15 protein-coding genes are annotated in these 18,356 nt (G+C 40.2%); 13 read left to right on the plus strand and 2 right to left on the minus strand.

Going from position 1 to position 18,356, the window contains the following annotated elements:
- The first annotated feature begins 139 nt into the window (after positions 1-139).
- The 3 genes from JCM15457_RS05545 to JCM15457_RS05555 all read left to right on the plus strand — a co-directional run bounded on the left by JCM15457_RS05545 (position 140) and on the right by JCM15457_RS05555 (position 7,256).
- On the plus strand, positions 140-2,188 hold the full coding sequence (locus tag JCM15457_RS05545; RefSeq protein ID WP_034988375.1) for a methyl-accepting chemotaxis protein: 2,049 nt from the start codon (positions 140-142) through the stop codon (positions 2,186-2,188).
- Positions 2,189-2,688: 500 nt separating this feature from the next.
- Positions 2,689-4,947, plus strand: a complete 2,259-nt coding sequence (locus JCM15457_RS05550) for an ATP-binding cassette domain-containing protein (RefSeq protein ID WP_034988769.1) — start codon at positions 2,689-2,691, stop codon at positions 4,945-4,947.
- Between the two features lie 251 nt (positions 4,948-5,198).
- Positions 5,199-7,256, plus strand: coding sequence for a methyl-accepting chemotaxis protein (locus tag JCM15457_RS05555; RefSeq protein WP_034988376.1), 2,058 nt, complete (start codon positions 5,199-5,201; stop codon positions 7,254-7,256).
- Positions 7,257-7,723: 467 nt separating this feature from the next.
- On the opposite strand, the gene JCM15457_RS05560 is transcribed toward JCM15457_RS05555, so the two are convergent.
- A complete protein-coding gene (locus JCM15457_RS05560) occupies positions 7,724-8,482 on the minus strand; it encodes an OmpA family protein (protein WP_034988377.1) in 759 nt (252 codons plus the stop codon).
- A gap of 17 nt (positions 8,483-8,499) precedes the next feature.
- A complete protein-coding gene (motA, locus tag JCM15457_RS05565; RefSeq protein WP_034988378.1) occupies positions 8,500-9,285 on the minus strand; it encodes a flagellar motor stator protein MotA in 786 nt (261 codons plus the stop codon).
- 503 nt (positions 9,286-9,788) lie between these two features.
- Here motA and flgB point away from each other — a divergent pair.
- The 10 genes from flgB to JCM15457_RS05615 are packed head-to-tail and all read left to right on the plus strand — an operon-like array spanning position 9,789 to position 18,355.
- Positions 9,789-10,163: a flagellar basal body rod protein FlgB gene (gene flgB, locus JCM15457_RS05570; RefSeq protein ID WP_034988379.1), complete on the plus strand. Its 375-nt coding sequence runs from the start codon at positions 9,789-9,791 to the stop codon at positions 10,161-10,163.
- Between the two features lie 14 nt (positions 10,164-10,177).
- The gene (gene flgC / locus JCM15457_RS05575) at positions 10,178-10,621 is read left to right on the plus strand and encodes a flagellar basal body rod protein FlgC (RefSeq protein WP_034988380.1); all 444 of its coding nucleotides are present in this window, start codon (positions 10,178-10,180) and stop codon (positions 10,619-10,621) included.
- 17 nt (positions 10,622-10,638) lie between these two features.
- On the plus strand, positions 10,639-10,962 hold the full coding sequence (fliE, locus tag JCM15457_RS05580; RefSeq protein WP_034988381.1) for a flagellar hook-basal body complex protein FliE: 324 nt from the start codon (positions 10,639-10,641) through the stop codon (positions 10,960-10,962).
- Positions 10,963-10,986: 24 nt separating this feature from the next.
- Entirely contained in the window at positions 10,987-12,573 is a 1,587-nt protein-coding gene (gene fliF, locus JCM15457_RS05585) for a flagellar basal-body MS-ring/collar protein FliF (protein ID WP_034988382.1), read from the plus strand.
- A gap of 16 nt (positions 12,574-12,589) precedes the next feature.
- Positions 12,590-13,594, plus strand: coding sequence for a flagellar motor switch protein FliG (gene fliG / locus JCM15457_RS05590; protein WP_034988383.1), 1,005 nt, complete (start codon positions 12,590-12,592; stop codon positions 13,592-13,594).
- Positions 13,578-14,312, plus strand: a complete 735-nt coding sequence (locus tag JCM15457_RS05595; protein ID WP_034988384.1) for a FliH/SctL family protein — start codon at positions 13,578-13,580, stop codon at positions 14,310-14,312. Before fliG ends, JCM15457_RS05595 begins: the two co-directional genes overlap by 17 nt.
- A 5-nt stretch (positions 14,313-14,317) precedes the next feature.
- Positions 14,318-15,661 (plus strand): flagellar protein export ATPase FliI, encoded by a 1,344-nt coding sequence (gene fliI / locus JCM15457_RS05600; protein WP_034988385.1) that lies wholly within the window; start codon positions 14,318-14,320, stop codon positions 15,659-15,661.
- Positions 15,662-15,708: 47 nt separating this feature from the next.
- A complete protein-coding gene (locus JCM15457_RS05605) occupies positions 15,709-16,110 on the plus strand; it encodes a flagellar export protein FliJ (RefSeq protein ID WP_268870126.1) in 402 nt (133 codons plus the stop codon).
- 19 nt (positions 16,111-16,129) lie between these two features.
- Entirely contained in the window at positions 16,130-17,914 is a 1,785-nt protein-coding gene (locus JCM15457_RS05610) for a flagellar hook-length control protein FliK (protein WP_034988387.1), read from the plus strand.
- Positions 17,915-17,932: 18 nt separating this feature from the next.
- Positions 17,933-18,355: a flagellar hook capping FlgD N-terminal domain-containing protein gene (locus JCM15457_RS05615; protein ID WP_034988388.1), complete on the plus strand. Its 423-nt coding sequence runs from the start codon at positions 17,933-17,935 to the stop codon at positions 18,353-18,355.
- The last annotated feature ends 1 nt before the right edge of the window (position 18,356 follow it).

An 18,356-nucleotide genomic window follows, 5' to 3' on the forward strand; every position in this document is an offset into this window, starting at 1 on the left:
TTTTAAACAAATAAATTTGCTTATAATTGTTAACTTTTCTTTGTTTCTTCCGATATAAATAAATGTATGTTGCTGTGCGTTTATGTTTTTGGTTTGAATATTGGGATTTGAAAATAAAAAACAAAGGGGTCTATAACTCATGAAACAAAAGGATAAAAGTATTAGCGGTTTAGTAGCTAGTATTTTACTAATCATTGCAATGGTTCCAGTCATTGTCATGTTGGCAAACTCTTACTTTAGCACTGAGAACTTTCTACTCAAGCGAACGGCCGATAGCCGTGAAAGTGCGGTTAAGACAGTGTTGGATAGTCGTGATTCGATGAACGTCTCGGCGAAAAAAGCTATAACAACATTGGCAGGAGAAGATCTTTTCAGAGATAACTTTGATATGAACAACATCAAAAAGATAATTTCTGCGGCGGAAAGCGAAAATGATGTCATGCTGGATACAATTTTCGCAACCTCTAATGGTAAGTACGTTTCGACAAAAAAGACTTTTCCAAGTAATTTTGATCCGACGACACGTCCTTGGTATAAGGGTGCGGTAAAGGATGTGGGACAGGTATACTGGTCGAAGCCTTACTATGATTCTGCTTCAAAGAGTAATGTCATTAGTATCTCCGAAGCGGTGCAGAATTCTAAGGGGCAGACCGGCGTACTATCATTCAGAGTTTTATATGATGATGTGCAGGATATCCTGAATCATTTAAATGTTGGAAGAACTGGCAATGCGATGCTTGTTTCCAACAATGGGACGGTTCTCGCTTCAAAGGATGCGAAGTTAATTGGCAAGAATGTTGCACAAACGGCTGCCTTCAAGAAAGCAGCTGCAGCATCCGGTAAAGAGGGCAGTGTTTCACTTGCGGGGACATCTGCGATCGAGAAGGTTTACTACAACCGTGGAAATGATAACAACGGGACATTCGCAATGGCTCAGCTCAAAAAAGATGAGCTTGCACCCGAACAACGGTCAGCTGTCAGATCTTCAATTTTAGTTTTGGTGATAATGATAATTTTTGCTATTTTCATGGCATTTCTTTTCGTACATGTAATCAAACGAATAGTTAATACTCTCAGTGCATTCTTTGCGGAGGCGGGTAAAGGTAAACTTGAAAAGATCGTTCCGGAACGGTTGAAAGCTAATAATTTCTTTGAAAGAAGAATTAACCGATTTGTTTATCCATATGAGCACGGTAATGAACCACAACAGTTGGCTTATGAATATAACAAGATGATTGATTCAGTTGGTAGCTTGATTCAGAAGGTCCAAAACGAAGGTAAAAAGGTTGCAGAAATGTCGGACTCATTACTGGAATTGTCAAAGCAGACTAACACGGCTACTGAGGAAGTTGCTAAAACAATCACTGGAATAGCGGAAGTTACAAGTTCGCAGGCTGAAGACACGCAAAAGGGTGTTACCCAAATGCGCGAACTTTCCCAAACAATTCAAGGCCTTCACACAAACATTCAAGATATGAGTAGTAAGTCACAAGAGTCAAGTGAAATGAACCAGGAAAACATTGATGTTACCGGTGAAGTTAATTCTAATTGGCATAGCGAATTGGATAAAATGGAAGAATTGATGCACGGTGTAGAAGAAATGAACAATAATATTCAAAATATTAATAAAATTATTGGTGTTATCAATGAAATTTCACATCAGACTAACTTGTTGGCATTGAATGCGTCGATTGAAGCTGCTAGTGCGGGTGAATCAGGTAAGGGATTTGCAGTTGTTGCTGCAGAAATCAGAAAACTTTCGGATCAGAGCAAGGATTCCACCAAGGAAATTGAGAATATTATTCAGAAGATTCAGGGTCAATCGTCTGAGATGGTTAAACAGACATCTGATTCTCTTGCTGGTGGGGAGAAGCAGACCGAACTGATTAAGAATGCGATTGAATCATCACGTGATGTCTACTCTAAAGGACTGAATATCCTTGAAGGAATACATCATATTGAGAAGGCGAGCTCACACATCGAAGGAATACAAAATACAGTATTAGAGAATCTTGAAAATATTTCAGCCTCTACCGAAGAAAACTCGGCAGGTACAGAAGAGGTGTCAGCTAACTCAGAAGAAGTGCTGGCAACAATGGAAGAATTTACAACACATGTTGCTGAATTGAAGAAGATCTCAGAAAGACTTGAGAAAAATTTGACTGAAGAATTTAAGATAGTAGATTAGATATCAATATTTAAAGAAGCAAAAGAAAGGCTATCAATAGTTGTTAAGCGCTGCGAGCGATTAAACTTCGCGGGTAAGTGAAAAAGCTGACTATTGAGATACACTACTGCGTATAGTTCAACTTAAAATAAAACGAATAGACTGGGTCAAAAATAACTTTTGATTCAGTCTTTTTGTGTTTAGTCAGCATATAAATGTGTTCCACAAGCCAAGCTTCTCCGTCTATTTCGAATTATTCATAGCAAAGTATTTGCCATGTTCGTAATTTTGCGCTGGTGTTCAAATTTACCGAATTATGTCACAATCTTCGCTATTAATGCTAAGTCCACCTTTAGGATCACTTTCACAGTTAAACAAAACAGTCTCTTACGCTAATTGAAATTGGAAATATCGACGTGAGACTGCTAGAATCAAATGGTAGAACAAAAACCTTATTGGACCTTGAGTCCATGGTATGAGTAACCCGTACAACTGGAGGGGTAGATTTGAAAAATAACAATATTTTTGAAAATGGGTATATCGAAGTTGAGGATGCTTGGCAGAATAATCTGCAGCATATCAGTTTGAAGATCCCTAAACAAAAGATCACAGTTTTTGTTGGACTATCCGGCTCAGGTAAGTCCTCGCTTGTCTTTGACACCATCGCAGCTATGTCCCGTCGTGAATTAAATGAAACCTTTCCGAGTTTTACACAGCAATATCTTCCTAAGTTTGGACAGCCGCATGTTGGACGCATCAGTCATTTACCTGTAGCTATAGTAATTGAACAGAAAAGGCTGACGGGCAACGCGCGCTCAACGCTCGCGACCTATACTGGTATCTATTCACTGTTAAGATTATTGTTTTCACGTATTGGGAAACCCTTTGTTGGCTATTCAGACAGCTTTTCCTTTAACTTACCTCAGGGCATGTGTCCTGAGTGTCAGGGATTAGGATACGTCGATGAACTTGATGAAAGCAGACTCATTGATCCAACAAAATCATTAAATGAAGGAGCAATTAGATTTGTCAGTTTTGGTCCTGGAACTTGGCGCTGGAAGAGGTATGCGAACAGCGGTTTATTTGACAATGATAAGCCACTCGCAAAGTATACTACTGCAGAATATGATCTTTTGATGCATGCTCCCCAGCAAAAATTGACGGATCCACCAGAAGGATGGTACAAAACAGCCAAATATGAGGGATTAGTGCCACGAATCAAGCGGTCGATCTTATACAGTAAGGAAGGTGAACACCACAAAGAAGCGCTCTCAGAAATTGTAAAGCATAAGGTTTGCCCAGTGTGTCAGGGTTTACGCTTGAAGAAAGAAACGTTGAAAAATAAGATCAATGGTTATAATATTTCCCGGGTTACAAATATGGATCTCGTACATGTGATGGAATTTTTAAGCAAAATCACAGCACCTTTAGCAACGGACGTGATCCGCGAACTGCAAACTAAGATCCAGTCATTGATTGATATTGGTTTGGGCTATTTGACACTTGACCGAAACACAGGGACACTGTCGGGAGGTGAAGCTCAACGAATAAAGATTGCCAAGTATCTGACAAGCTCCTTGGCAGATATGGTTTATGTTCTTGATGAACCGAGCGTGGGGCTGCATCCGCACGATATCAAACTGATTAAGCAGGCATTGACAAGATTACGACAGAAGGGCAATACGATTATGATCGTTGAGCATAACCCATCTGTGATATCTTTCGCAGATTATGTGGTAGAAATCGGTCCAAAAGCTGGTAGAAAGGGGGGCAAGATAACTTTTAACGGGACATATACAGAACTAATGGAATCTAATACTTTAACTGCCCGCTGGCTGCGAAAAGCACGGCGCTTTAATAAAGGAAGAAAACCAACAGGCAAACTAAGTTTGCGACAAGTCGCACTGCATAATTTGAAAAATATCGATGTTTCTTTCCCGTTAGGTGTAATGACTGTAGTTTCTGGGGTAGCGGGTTCGGGAAAGAGTTCGTTAATCACAGCTTTGAAGAATAACTTAAAAGTAGATTATGTTGACCTTGCGCAAGCACCATTGGGGGTAAACATTCGCTCAACACCAGTAACATACTTAAATATTTTGGATCACATTCGCCGCTTATTCGGTAAGGCTAATCATGTTTCAACACAGCTTTTTAGCTACAATAGCAAAGGGGCTTGTCCACGTTGTAAAGGTAAGGGCGTAACGATTACTAACATGGCCTTCATGGATCCGGTGGTTCAGGTTTGTGAGTTGTGTCAAGGGAAAAGATACAATGAGGATGCTCTGCAGTATCTTTATCATGGTAAAAATATTGCAGATGTATTAGCCTTGCCAGTTAAAGATGCAGCAGGTTTTTTCGCGGATCTTCCAGAACTCAAGACGAAATTGGACAATCTAATAAGAGTGGGTTTGGCCTATCTGACCCTTGATCAACCACTGACCACATTATCGGGCGGAGAACTTCAACGTCTGAAGTTGGCATTTGAACTTGATAATAAAGGACAAATTTATCTTTTAGATGAACCAACTGCAGGGCTGCATTTACAAGACACTGAAAGGCTGATTAGTTTGTTCAACGAGCTGGTTGAACAAGGCAATACAGTTATCATTATTGAACATAATCTGGACGTAGTTATTGCGGCGGATTGGTTGATTGATATCGGGCCCGATGCAGGAATTTACGGCGGAAAGCTGACATTCAGCGGTCGCCCCTGTGATGCAGTGAAAGCGGAAGAGTCACGAACCGGTGCGGCGTTGAAAGAATTTCTGAGGACGTATTAGTGTGGTGGATTTTGACCTATTGAATACTTTTGGATAGAACAGACAGAGAACTGCGGCAAGATTTAACTTTTGACTCGGCCTTTTGCTTTTTTCTAAGCATCCCCTTTAAGTTTTACTTATTTAAACCGATAAATTTTATATAGACAAGAAAGGGGTTCATTTTGATAGCCTTTAATAGCAAGGTCTTCTCACAGCACATTCTTTGAAGGAAGACCTGTTTATTCTTGGATAAAATTTTAGGGGGATTTTCAATGAAACGCGGTAAGGGCAAAAGTATTAATAAGTTTGTTACGCTAGTGCTGTTACTGATTGCATTTATTCCGGTTTTGATAATGTCAGTCAGTCCGTACATAGCTACAAAAAAATTACTGATTAGTCGAAATCAGATCAACAAGCAAAGCGCGACAGCAGCAGTTTTGGCTTCAACAGAAAATATGCGGCAATCTACTGAGAAGGACTTAAAAAATGTTTCTAGTTTGCCGGTCTTTAAAAGTAAATTTAATTTAAGGGATATACGTAGCAGCCTTGCAGCTGCAAAGAAAGGTAATTCTAGTATAAGAATGGTTGGTTTTGGAACCTCAGATGGTCAGACAGTTGTTTTTCAAAAACTGCCCGCTGGATTTGATCCACGAACACGACCGTGGTATAAAGGTGCTGTTAAGGATAATGGGACAGTACATTGGACAGAACCATATCGTGACACAACTACAGGGGACTACGTAACAACTGCTTCGATAACAGTCCATAATAATCAAGGACAGCGCGGTGTTCTCTGCATGGATGTTTCATTTAAGGATGTGCAGGAAACTGCTTCGGCATTGAAAATTGGACGAACAGGAAGTGTAACCTTACTTTCTAAAAATGGTCGTGTTATCGCGACTGGAGACCCTTCACATTCAGATGGCTACAAGGCGGGGCAAGATATCAGTAAGACTGAATTGTTCCAAAAAATGAAGAGAGCCAATAAAACAAAGGGTGAGATAGATTTATCCAATTCAAACAGTGTTAGTCAGGTCACATATGATAAGCTTTATCCAGGCAATACAGTGTGGGCATATTCCAAAGTACAAAAAAGCGATTTGAACAAAGAACTAGGCTCGCTTCTTGTAACAACTGGTGTCGTAGCGGTTATTATGTTGATTCTGGTAGCAATCGTAACATTGTTTGTAAATGGTCTGATTCGCGAAACACTAAGCGTCTTCGCCGGTTACTTCAAGCGTGGCAGTGAAGGAAAAATCGCACCGATCAAAGTAGATACAGGCAATGGTTTGGGGATGAAGGCACTAGCACATAAAACGGCTGCTCCCGATGAAAATGGAAACGAGATCAACCAAATTTCAGCACAGTATAATAAGATGGTGCTTGCGATAGGTGAGCTGATTAAAGAAGTTCAGAAGCAGAGTGATAAGGTAGCTGAAAAGTCAAACTCACTATTAGAACTTTCCAAGCAGACCAACACGGCTACAGAAGAAGTTGCCCAGACGATTACGGGTATTGCGGAGGTTACAGGGTCACAGGCTCAAGAAACAGAGAAGAGTGTTAACTTATTCCAAAAACTAGCCTCGGTTGTGGATGAGTCTACAGAAAATGCGACACATTTAGCCGCAAAATCAGAAAAATCAAAAACACTTAATCAAGAAAATATTGAAATTGCAAAAGATATCACACAAGGTTGGGATAACGAATTAGCTAAATTGAAACAATTGTTAGATGGTATTCAAAGCATGGATGGCAATATTCAGAATATCACTAAGATTATCAATGTAATCAATGATATTTCACATCGAACAAACTTGCTGGCACTGAATGCTTCAATTGAAGCAGCCACCGCTGGAGAGTCAGGAAAAGGATTCGCAGTTGTAGCTACAGAAATTAGAAAACTGTCAGAACAAAGCAAATCATCAACTAAGGAAATTGAAGAGATTGTAGGCGAAATTCGTGAACAATCAACAGACATGGTGCAACAAACATCTAAGTCAATTGCAGACAGTGACAAACTGACAAGTAAAATGCAACGTGCTGGAGAGTCAACGAGCGAGGTCTTTGACAACAGCCAAGAAATAATAAGTGGCATTGAAAAAATTTACGAATTTGGTCAACGAATTGAAAAAATTCAAGGGCAGGTTTTGGAAAACTTGGAAAACATTTCTGCTTCGACCGAAGAAAACTCAGCTGGAACAGAAGAAGTATCTGCAAATTCTGAAGAGGTTTTGGCAACGATGGATGAATTTACAAATCACGTGGGTGACCTGAAGAGTGTGGCAGATGTATTGAAAAAGAATGCAAACAAATTTAGTGTTCAAGATTAGAGTTAAACAGGATTAACCAATATAAAAGTGAAAAGATCTGGTCAGAATAATCGACTCTGGCTAGATCTTTTTTCTGCACCACGGATGTGGAACTGACACAAAAGATTAAGGAAAGAATTTAAGAACAAGATTTATGTAAGCACAGCATGTTTGCAAGAAAGGTGCCATAGTAAAGCAAGAATATGAGTTGATTTTTGTGCAGTTAGTTAAGATGAAAGCTAATAGTCGTTGCGTGTCAGAAGAAGAAAGGTAGGCGCAATAATTGTTAGGTCGTTGAGCATTAACCTACTCATAGTATGTCTTTGGCCAATATCATGGTCAAGCTGCAAAGTCTGACTTGTGGAACACGAACATATTTATATGAAATAAATAGAGGAGCTGAGTCAGTTTTTTGACCCAGCTCCTTGTTTTTACTTCGGCATAAAGCAATAAAAATCAGGCTACTTTAAATAGTATATAGCCTGATTTTAATTATTTAAACGTTGAATGATCACTTCAACTCTTCTATTCTGTGCCCGACCTTCAGGGTTGTCATTTGAAGCTTTAGGTTTATTTTCTCCATAAGCTTGAATAGAGACATTGTCTTCGGCGAAAACCTTTTTGGCAACAAAGAAGTTCATTACTGAGATAGCACGCTCTGCACTCAGATTCCAGTTGGAAGCAAAGCGACCGTTTTTTCTGATAGGAACATTGTCGGTGTAGCCTGCAATGATAACGGGATTATTACTCAAAACCTGCAAATGAGGTGACATCCCCTCCAAACTTCGTTGAACCTCTGGGGTCAGATCAGCACTGCCAGAGTCGAATAAAGCATTGCTATTCATCGTTATGTGAATTCCATCACTTTGAAGAGAAACAGTAACATCATTTTGCAGATTTGCTTGTGCAAAGTCTGTCTGAAGCTGCTGTTTAACGTTTTCCAATTGCTTGGTTTCCAACTGCTTTCTGGCTTGAGCTTCCTGTGCAAGGGCATGTGCCTCGCTACTGGAGTTTTTACCGCTTTCTTGTTTTACAACGGCTTTGGTTCCGATGATTGAATCAGATCCAGGCCCTGAACGGGTTGACAGGATAGAATTAAACTCAGTCTTGATTTGTTGAAACTTCTTATCATCAACTTTTGCCATTGCAAATAGAACAATGAACAAAGCAAGTAGAAGTGTCAGCATATCTGAGTAAGGCAGCAGCCAGCCTTCGTCAACCTCTTCTTCTTTCTTTTTCTTTTTCAATGAGCTTCAACACCTTTTTATTCGTCTTCTTTGTTTTCATCACTGTCAGCGGCACGATCTTTTGGATCAAGCATACTAAAAAGCTTTTTTTCAATACTTTTAGATGATTGACCGGCTTGAATCGCCATAACCCCTTCAAGAATGAGTGTTAATTCTTGCATCTCCTGCTCAGATTTTACTGTTAACCGTGAACTGAAGGGGATCAAGATTACATATCCGAAGAAGATTCCAAACAACGTCGCTACGAATGCCGATGAGATCGAGTGACCTAAGGCATCAACATTATTTAAGTTGCCAAGCGCACCAATCAAACCGATTACGGCACCTAAAACACCTAAAGTTGGCGACGTACTGCCAGCTGTTTTGAAGATTCCTGCACCTACGCGGTGTCTTTCCTCAACCCCTTCGATCTCGTTTTCCATAATTTCGCGGATCTGTTCGGGTTCAATTCCGTCTACGACCATTTCAAGCCCGTTTTTTAAAAATGGATTCTCTAATTTCTGGACTGGATCTTCTAAGGCCAAAAGCCCGTTTCGACGGGCCAAGTTAGACATCGTGACGATTTCTTGGATTATTCCAGCATAGTCATAATGCTGATTTTTCACTAGCACACCAAGTATTTTGGGAATCCGTTTTAGTTCTTTGCTGGGGTATGAATTGATAATAGCAGCGATTATGCCTACAAAGATGATAATAACCGCTTCTGGATTAATCAAGACAGCAATACTTGCCCCCTTGGCAACCATTCCGACCACAATAGCTCCGATTCCTAAAAATATTCCGATGAATAAGAACAAGTCCATTACTGATTCCTCCTAAAACTAAATGACGATACATGCGTATAAATACTATATCGGCTGGGACAGTCTAAGGTTTAATAAGTAATTTTTTTTTAGAAGCAGTTGTTCTTTTCGAAATAAGGGTAACAAAAAGTAAGTAATGCAACAAATTAGGTTTTAAAGTTCAGAAAATTCCAAAAAGAGGGTTATATTGTATTCTTTTAACGTTAAAATAATAGTTACCATTAGAATTAAGAATAAAATATTAGTATCATTATACGATTATGCGAATTAATTAATAATGTAAATCTTTGGTAAATATATCCTCTAGTTGGTGCTTTCACTATTAAACACCCTATAATTAAAGCGTTTTGGATGTTGAAAAAGTTTTTTCTTTCAAGTATACTTTCCTAGGTATTAAGAGAAAACAATTGTATTAAATATAAAATATTATTTACTATCCTAATATTTTTTGGAAAAAGGTTAAAAAATAATTATTTATTGACTGCTTATCTAGGAGGGATCAGATGGCTGCATACGACTTAATAAAACAAGCTATGGATGTTTCGGCAACGCGGTCGCAACTCATATCAAGCAACATTGCAAATGTAAATACGGCGAATTACAAAGCTAAGAGGGTTGACTTTGAAAATCAGTTAAATCAAGCAATGGGGGCAGATGGTTTTAAGCTAGCGACAACCAACAAAAGGCACCTGCAAGCAGATGACCTTGTAACGCCTGCTATTAAAACCAATACAGATACAAGCGTCAAAAAGAATGGCAATAATGTCGATCTTGACGTTGAGATGATGAATCAGGCTACTAATGGCTTATATTACAGTGCATTGGTTTCACAACTAAACGGGCGTTATCAAATGATGAATTACGTCTTGAATCATTGAGGGAGAGACAACGAATGAGTATTTTTAACGGTTTAGCAATCAATACGAGCGGTTTAGCATTGGAACGCTTGAAGCTGGATACAATTTCAACCAATATTGCGAATGTGAATACAACAAGAACTGCTGAAGGTGGCCCGTATAAACGTAAATCAGTAGAATTTGCTGAAAACTTGAAGAATGCGCAAGCAACTGATGACACGGGAACTCAACTCAAAGGGATGCCGCAAAGCTATGGAGTTAAGGTCACAGGTATGCAAACGGACAATACTGAGAAAACAAGCTATGATCCGTCTAATCCAGATGCAGATCAAAATGGTTACGTCAGAATGTCTAATGTGAATATGGCTGATGAGATGGTTGATATGATTCAGGCTATGCGGACCTATGAGGCTAATACTTCGGCAGTTGAAATGAATAAAACAATGCTGAAAAAGGCTTTAGAAATATCAAAAGAATAAAGGAACGGGGTTAAAAAATGGATGGATTAAGTAGCGTTTCGGGTCTGCCAAATTATCAAAAGGCATTAGAAAACGTAACAGATTTGAATAAATCTTCTGTTTTGGGAACACAGAACAGTGGAAAACAATTCGGTGACTATCTGACAGATGCAGTTTCTAGTTTAAATAACAACATGAAGGTCATGGACAAAGGAACGACCGACATGATTAGAGGAGATCAGAGTGATCTAGGAAGCATCATGACTAAAATGACTGAAACTCAACTGTCATTGCAGACAGCAGTTCAGGTACGAAACAAGTGCCTTGATGCGTACAATGATCTCAAGAATATGCAATTCTAAGTGCCTATTGGGGGAAATGACTAAGTGTTTGAAAAATTAAAAGATGGGTTGGGACGGTTAAAGGATCGCTGGCAATCGCAAAGTCGAATTAAAAAGATATCATTGTCGCTTGCTCTTATCAGTGTCTTTGTTGTTATCGGAATTGTTTATTACATGAACACTAGAATCCAGTATGGAGTGTTATTTACCGATTTGAGTGATGCCGATGCAGGAACGGTTACGAAGGAATTGAAGAGTGAGAATGTCCCGTACAAACTGACGGATGACGGAAAAACAATTATGATCGACCAGAGTAAGGTGGATCAAACTCGCATTGATCTGGCTGTTGATAACAAGCTGCCAAATAGTTCGACGGGGTTTGAGCTATTTGATAACACCAACGTTATGACAACAGATGAAGATCGCAAGGTCATGTATCAACGTGCGGTTACAGGCGAGTTGGAACGAGCTATTGAATCGCTTAATGAGGTTGAAAAGGCCAAGGTAATGCTAGTGACGCCTAAACAAAGTGTTTTTGACGATGATGGAAAAGAGAAGAAGGCCAAGGCATCGGTTGTGTTAACGCTCAAGGGCAATGGCATAACTGATTCTGCGGTTCAAGGAATTGTTGCTCTAACCTCAGGCGCAGTTGAGAATCTAAGCCCGCAAAACGTCAAAGTTGTTGATAGCAATGGGCAAGTATTATCGGGTGGAAGCAGTGAGGACACCCAAATGTCGAGTTACAGTACAAAGTACATGGGAATCAAAAAAGCCTATGAAAAAATGTTGGAAGAGAAGATAAATAAGCTTCTACAGCCGATTTATGGGGTTAATAAACTCAGGGTTTCGGTCAATTTAGATTTAAACTTTGATTCGATCGAGAGAAAGATGGTTACATACAACAACCCCAAAATCAGAAGTGAGAACGTCCAAACAACTGGGAACGGGCAAGGTAATCAGCAGAATACCCAGACAGGCGAGGCAAATAATAATGCTTCTAACGTGACTGGCAACAGCAGTAGTAACAACAACGGTTCATACAGTCGCAGTGTCAACAACGAATTAGACACGCAGACAACCAAAGTTATTAGTGCACCTGGTTCCATTCGTCGGATGACAAGTTCAGTAGTGGTCAATGGAGATTTGTCTCAAAATGATCAAAATCAGATCAAGACGCTGGTTTCTTCAGCGGTTGGTTTTGACCAAAACAGGGGAGATGCAATCAACGTTCAAGGAATCGATTTTGTTCGGCGGCGTAAGAGTACTGATGATAATACAAAGGCCAAAAAGAAGAAGTCAAATACTTGGTTGTATGTTGGAATTGGTGCTGGCGTCTTGCTATTGCTTGGTGCAATTATAGCCACTATCTTGCTTATCAGGAGAAGACGACGGAACGCTGAAGATGAATATTATGAAGATGAAGCGGATGTAACCCAACCTGCAGCAGTTCAAACTGAGGAAGATGCTGAAGAACAGCAAGCTGAAACAACAGCTGAAGAAAAAGAGGCCCAGGCAAACGCGGCTAAACGTGAAAAAGCGCAAAAGGACAAAGACCAAAAGGCCAAAGAATATGCTGATAAACATCCTGAAGAGGTAGCTGATCTGCTAAAAGCATGGATGAAAGAAAAATAGATGTGAGGTAAGCGGAATGGATTCAATTGAAGGTATTAAAAAGGCAGCAATCTTATTGATTTCGCTTGGATCGGAAACGTCATCTAAGATCATGAAGTTGCTTCCAGAAAGCTTTATTCAGAAGGTAAGTTATGAAATCGCAAATACGGATGCGGTCAGCCCAGACCAGCGTGAAAAAGTTTTAGAAGAGTTTGTTAACACTGCTGCGGCTAAACAGTATGTCCTTGATGGGGGAATCGATTATGCAAAGAATCTGTTAAACCAGGCACTTGGCCCTCAAAAAGCAAAAGAGATCATTGATATTTTGAATCAGATCCAGCTGAGAGAAAGGCCATTCAATATCGCACGTAAGGCTGATACACAACAGCTAGTCAATTTGCTGGTTGATGAGCATCCACAAACAGTTGCTTTAATTATGTGCTATATGCAGCCAGATAAGGCCGCAGATGTTTTGTCCCAGTTTCCGATGGATTTCCAAGTGGATGTCGCAGAACGTATTGGGACAATCACAAGTACGTCACCTAAAATCGTTAAACGAATCGAAAAGGTTATTGAAAACAAATTCTCGAATTATGCTGAGAATGATACGGAAAATGTCGGTGGAGTTCATACTTTGGTTGATATTCTGAACTCAGCAAGTAGGAGTACCGAGAAGAATATTATCAGTGATTTGGACGTCCGGCAACCTGAATTGGCTAGTGAGGTCAAGGCTAGTCTCTTCACCTTTGAGGATATTATCACGCTTGAGAAGATGGATGTTCAGAAAGTCTTGCGTGATGTTGACAATGATGTTCTTGTACTTGCATTGAAGGGAACAACTGAGGATATACAGAACTTTATCTTCGAGAATCTTTCCAGCCGTGCTGTTGAAAATCTTAAAGAAGAACTTGAATTTATGGGACCAACACGTTTGTCCGCGGTCGAAGAGGCCCAACAGACGATCGTTGGGGTCATTCGCAAGTTAGATGAAGCCGGTGAGATCTATATCGGAAGAGGGGAGCAGGATGCAGTCATCAAGTAATAATAATCTGTTAAAGCAAACCAATATTTCTAAGAATAAGAGCGCAAAGGCGATCGTGACAAAGATGGTTGCTGCTAAGCCGCATGTTAAGAAGAAAAAACCAGTATATAAAAGTGCGAATGCTGTTGATGTTTTGAGTGCTGAGCAGCAAAAAAGCATGGAGATCATTAGGCAGAAAATACTTGGCAGTGCTAAAGAAGAAGCTGCCAAGATCAAAGAAGAAGCTTATCAACAGGCAAAAGAAACGGGTTATCAAGACGGGTATCAAGAAGGTTTACTTGAGGGTGAAAAGGCTGCCCAAGAGCTGATTGAAGAAGCAAAGAATAATCTGGCGGAAACGATTGCCGGCACCAAAAACTACGTGACGGCGGAAAAGAATAAGATTATCTCTTTTGCAGTCGAAATGGCGGAGATACTGGTAAAACATGAGCTGGATATGGATAGTGAAAAATTGTTGCCATTGCTTGATCCAATCTTGTTCAAACTTGAAAAACCTGACCAAGTGATAACAATTCATGCTAATCCGCGCTATCACGATGCTTTAGTGAAAAAAATGGAAGCTAAGAAAAAAGAGGTAGCTAACCTGAGATATATCGTTTTAGATAATGCAAAACTTTCACAGTATGAGGTAACCGTGGAGTCGACGGAATCATTGGAAACATTTGATTTGCAAGAAGAACTACAGAAATTTTTACAGCAAATACAAGAAACTGAGTGATTGATATGGAATTTAAATTGAACTTAGATGATTATCTCGAAAAAGCTAAAGAACATGAATTCTATACCTCATATGGCAAGGTCAGTGAAATTGTTGGTTTGATCATCAAAGTTGAGGGTATGGATGTTTTCATGGGTGAAATCTGCGAGGTTATGCTCAACAATGGCCACAAAAATGCGTTGACGGAAGTTGTGGGCTTCATCAAAGAAACAGTGCTGCTGATGCCGTTAGATGAGCTTGAAGGAATCGGCCCTGGATGCTTGGTAAAGGCAACAGGCAAAGTACTGACAGTAAAAGTCAGTGATGGATTGTTAGGACACACACTTGACGGTTTGGGAAGACCATTCGACCAAGCAATTAGCGATACAAAAATGAATGATTATCCGGTTATTCAAGATTCGCCAGATCCTTTTCAACGCCGCAAGATCGACACAGTTTTGAGTACGGGTGTCAGAGCAATTGATGGTTTGCTAACAGTCGGTGAAGGGCAGCGAATAGGCGTTTTTGCAGGAAGCGGAGTCGGAAAAAGTACCCTTCTGGGGATGATTGCCAAATATTGTGAAGCAGATGTTATCGTTATTGGTTTGATTGGTGAACGTGGCCGTGAAGTGCGCGAGTTTATTGAGAATGATTTAGGACCGGAAGGTTATCGCAAATCAGTCGTTGTCTGTGCAACCTCTGATATGCCGCCGTTAGTGCGGTTAAAGGGGGCTCATGTGGCAACTGCAATTGCTGAGTATTATCGTGATCAAGGCAAGAAAGTAGTGCTGATGATGGATTCTGTTACCCGTTTTGCAATGGCACAGAGAGAAATAGGCTTGTCAACGGGAGAACCGCCAACAACCAAAGGATACACTCCTTCGGTTTTTGCGGCTCTTCCAAAACTGCTTGAACGCAGCGGAACGTCCAGCAAGGGATCAATTACGGCATTTTATACTGTTTTGGTTGAAGGGGACGACATGAATGAACCGATTGCTGATGCTGTGCGTGGTATTCTCGACGGCCATATCATCCTTTCACGTAAAATAGCGTCACATAATCATTATCCAGCGATCGATATTCAAAATAGTTTGAGTCGCTTGATGAAATCACTGGTTGATGAGCAGCATTATCAGCACGCAAGTGAATTGCGGGAAAATATGTCGGTCTATACTGATTCAAAAGATTTGATTGATATTGGTGCCTATAAAGCAGGATCTAATGCAGTCATTGACTATGCTATTTCACTACATCATCCGATCGATGATTTCCTTTGTCAGAAGATTGATGAGCATGCAACCTATGATGAGACATTGAAGCAGTTAAATAGTTTGTTCAACGACGTAACCTCACTGGAGGGACAGCGATAATAGTACATTGAGGGAGAGGATCAGAAATCAAACGTTTTGAGTTTTCACTGGAGAACATTCTTGAATACCGTAAGCAAAATGAACAGCAGATCAAGCAAAAATATACGGCTTTGCGGCAAAGACTAGCAAGCAAAGAAGATGAAATTACGCGATTAGGCGCTGAAAAATTCAATTTGATGGATGTCAGTGAATTGTCGGTCGGGAAAATGCAGGTTCAGCAGCGATATTTACTTGAACTGGACCGACGTATGGGAGAGATAAAAACAGAGTCCCTTGAGCTGCAAAATGAAGTTGAAATGGTGCTGCAAGAGGTCGTTCAGGCTCAAAGGGAACGCAAAGTTCTTGAAAAATTGGAAGAAAAACAACATGCAGCATATCTTCAAGAAGTCAAGCACGAGGAACAAAAGCAGCTTGACGAGATGGGCAATCGTCCCAAATTTGTTATTTAAAACGAAAGGAGGTGAATAGATGCAAAAAATAAATTCGAGTTCAAAGGACGTCAAATTGCCTGATACTCCTCTTGTTGCGAAGCCCAGTACGAATACTGCTGCTAGAAATTTTAAAAAGCTGTTAAAAAAAATCAACATGAAAAATTCCGATGCAGCAGTTCCTGAGCAGGCGGTAAAAAAACAAGGAAAAAAGTTCACCAAAGATATTACTAAAGAACAGGCAATGACTGATGAAGACGATGACAGAGAAGAAAAAAAGGCCCCAGCTATCACGAACACAGCTATCTTAGTGGCGGACCCGGTAGTAAATAGCAGTTCTCAAGCGGTTCGAAAGACTGATGCTAAAACAGTAATCGACCAGGCAGCAACGATGGCAGCCGCCCCGGTAACAAATAGCAGTTCGCAAGAGGCTCAAAACACGGGGGCCAATGTTCAATCCCCAAATGAAGTTAGCAAAACTGCGGATGTTCAGCAACCAACTACTGCAAAAACCATACTGGCAGCCGCTCCTTCAGACGGTCCCATTAAGAGCAGACAAGAGCAAAATACTGCCAAATCTGAACAGGAGAATACAACTGCAGTCAGCTCTGATCGTACAGCTACCGCAAAAGCTGAATCAAGAATCGATGCTTTGAATACATCAAATGAAAGCAAAGAACCGCCTGCTGTAACTAATGATATTAAGATGGCTGATAATACAACTCAGCAATCAGTGCAACAAATGACAACTTCTTCAGACAGCCAAAGTAATGTAAGTAAAAAGGGGTTGGCAACGGCATCAGGTGAAACACAGCTTGTTGGGGGAATGGATGATAAAGGAAAAACAAAGAGTGAACAAAAAGCAGAAGGTAAAGGTTCAGATGCTGCGAAATCCGTCACAGTAGATCCCAAAAACGAGCCACAAGCTACAGCAGCCAGTGAAAAAAATAACGCTGATGACGATCTGCAAAAATTAACAGAAAAAAATTCTAAAAATTTTAATGCTGAAATTGTGGACAATAGCGGGTCAAAAACAACTAATTTTGGAGTTTCAGATAATACACAATATCAAGAAGTTATGATGCAAGATAGTGTGAAAAAAACTTCTGAAAAAAATATTATTACTGTAGATGATCAATCGTCGGCGGATATTACTCAAAATATTGTCACTAAAGCTGTGGCAGATGTTGGAACAGCTGATACTGTTGCTAAAGCACCCGAGATTATCAAACAAGTAGTTGTTGCAGATCTTTCAGCTGCAGAGATGCAGAATCCGATTATTGCTGATTTGCGGCCAAATGCTCAGACAACAGCAACGGTAAAGGTTGCTCCGACTGCTGAGAACAGCACTTCACTGACAGCTGCACAAACTTCTGCGATAACGCGACCACTCGTTCAAGCGTTGAAGACAGGCACTAATGGTGCAAGCAAGTCATTGACGTTACAGTTGTTACCTGAGAATTTGGGCAAAGTTAGGGTCTCGTTAAGTGTGACTGATCAACAAGTTCGGCTAGAGTTCAAAGTTCAAAGTGAACATGCAAAGCAGATGCTGGAGTCGATTTCAACAAAATTAGAACAGGTTTTGAAAAATCAAGATTTTGGTAGTGGAACGATTAATACCAAGGAGCCCGCATCGCAGGTTAACAACTCGAATTCTTTACAGATGGATTTCTTTAACCAACATTCTTCACAGCGACAGTTTGGACAACATGTTCTCAAGCATCATAGTAAGGGCAGCCTCTACCAAGAAAAAATGGCGGCTCAAAAAACGAAGAAAGATACAAAAGAAGAAAGAACTAAAAGTACGATCAGTATTTTGGCTTAATAAGGGAGGTCATTATCTTTGAACAATACTATATCTGATGCTGTTCCATCAGTTGCCGATGCCACAGCCTATAACACTACCAAGAATTCTTCTGGGGTTTCAATGGAATCATTTTTAAAAATCATGGCTGCGTCAATGAGCAATCCTTCAATGAGTGGTGGTGATTCTGGCAGTAGCGGTAGCGGAACAGATTATGTTTCTCAACTTGCGCAATTTACAACGCTTGATCAGCTGAACGCCATGGGCAAAAATTTGACAAGTTCAGTCATGATTATGCAGCAGCAGGAAGCATTTAATCTGTTGGGCAAAAACGTCACGCTTAATGATGGCGGAAACAGTGTTACAGGCAAAGTTGATAAAGTTCGCTTTAATAATGGGTACGCGACTTTGGTAGTAAACAATAAAGAATATAGCATGAGTACGTTGAATGAGGTCGGGTGAT

Source organism: Liquorilactobacillus sucicola DSM 21376 = JCM 15457, assembly GCF_000612445.1.
In the GTDB taxonomy this organism is placed as follows: Bacteria; Bacillota; Bacilli; order Lactobacillales; family Lactobacillaceae; genus Liquorilactobacillus; species Liquorilactobacillus sucicola.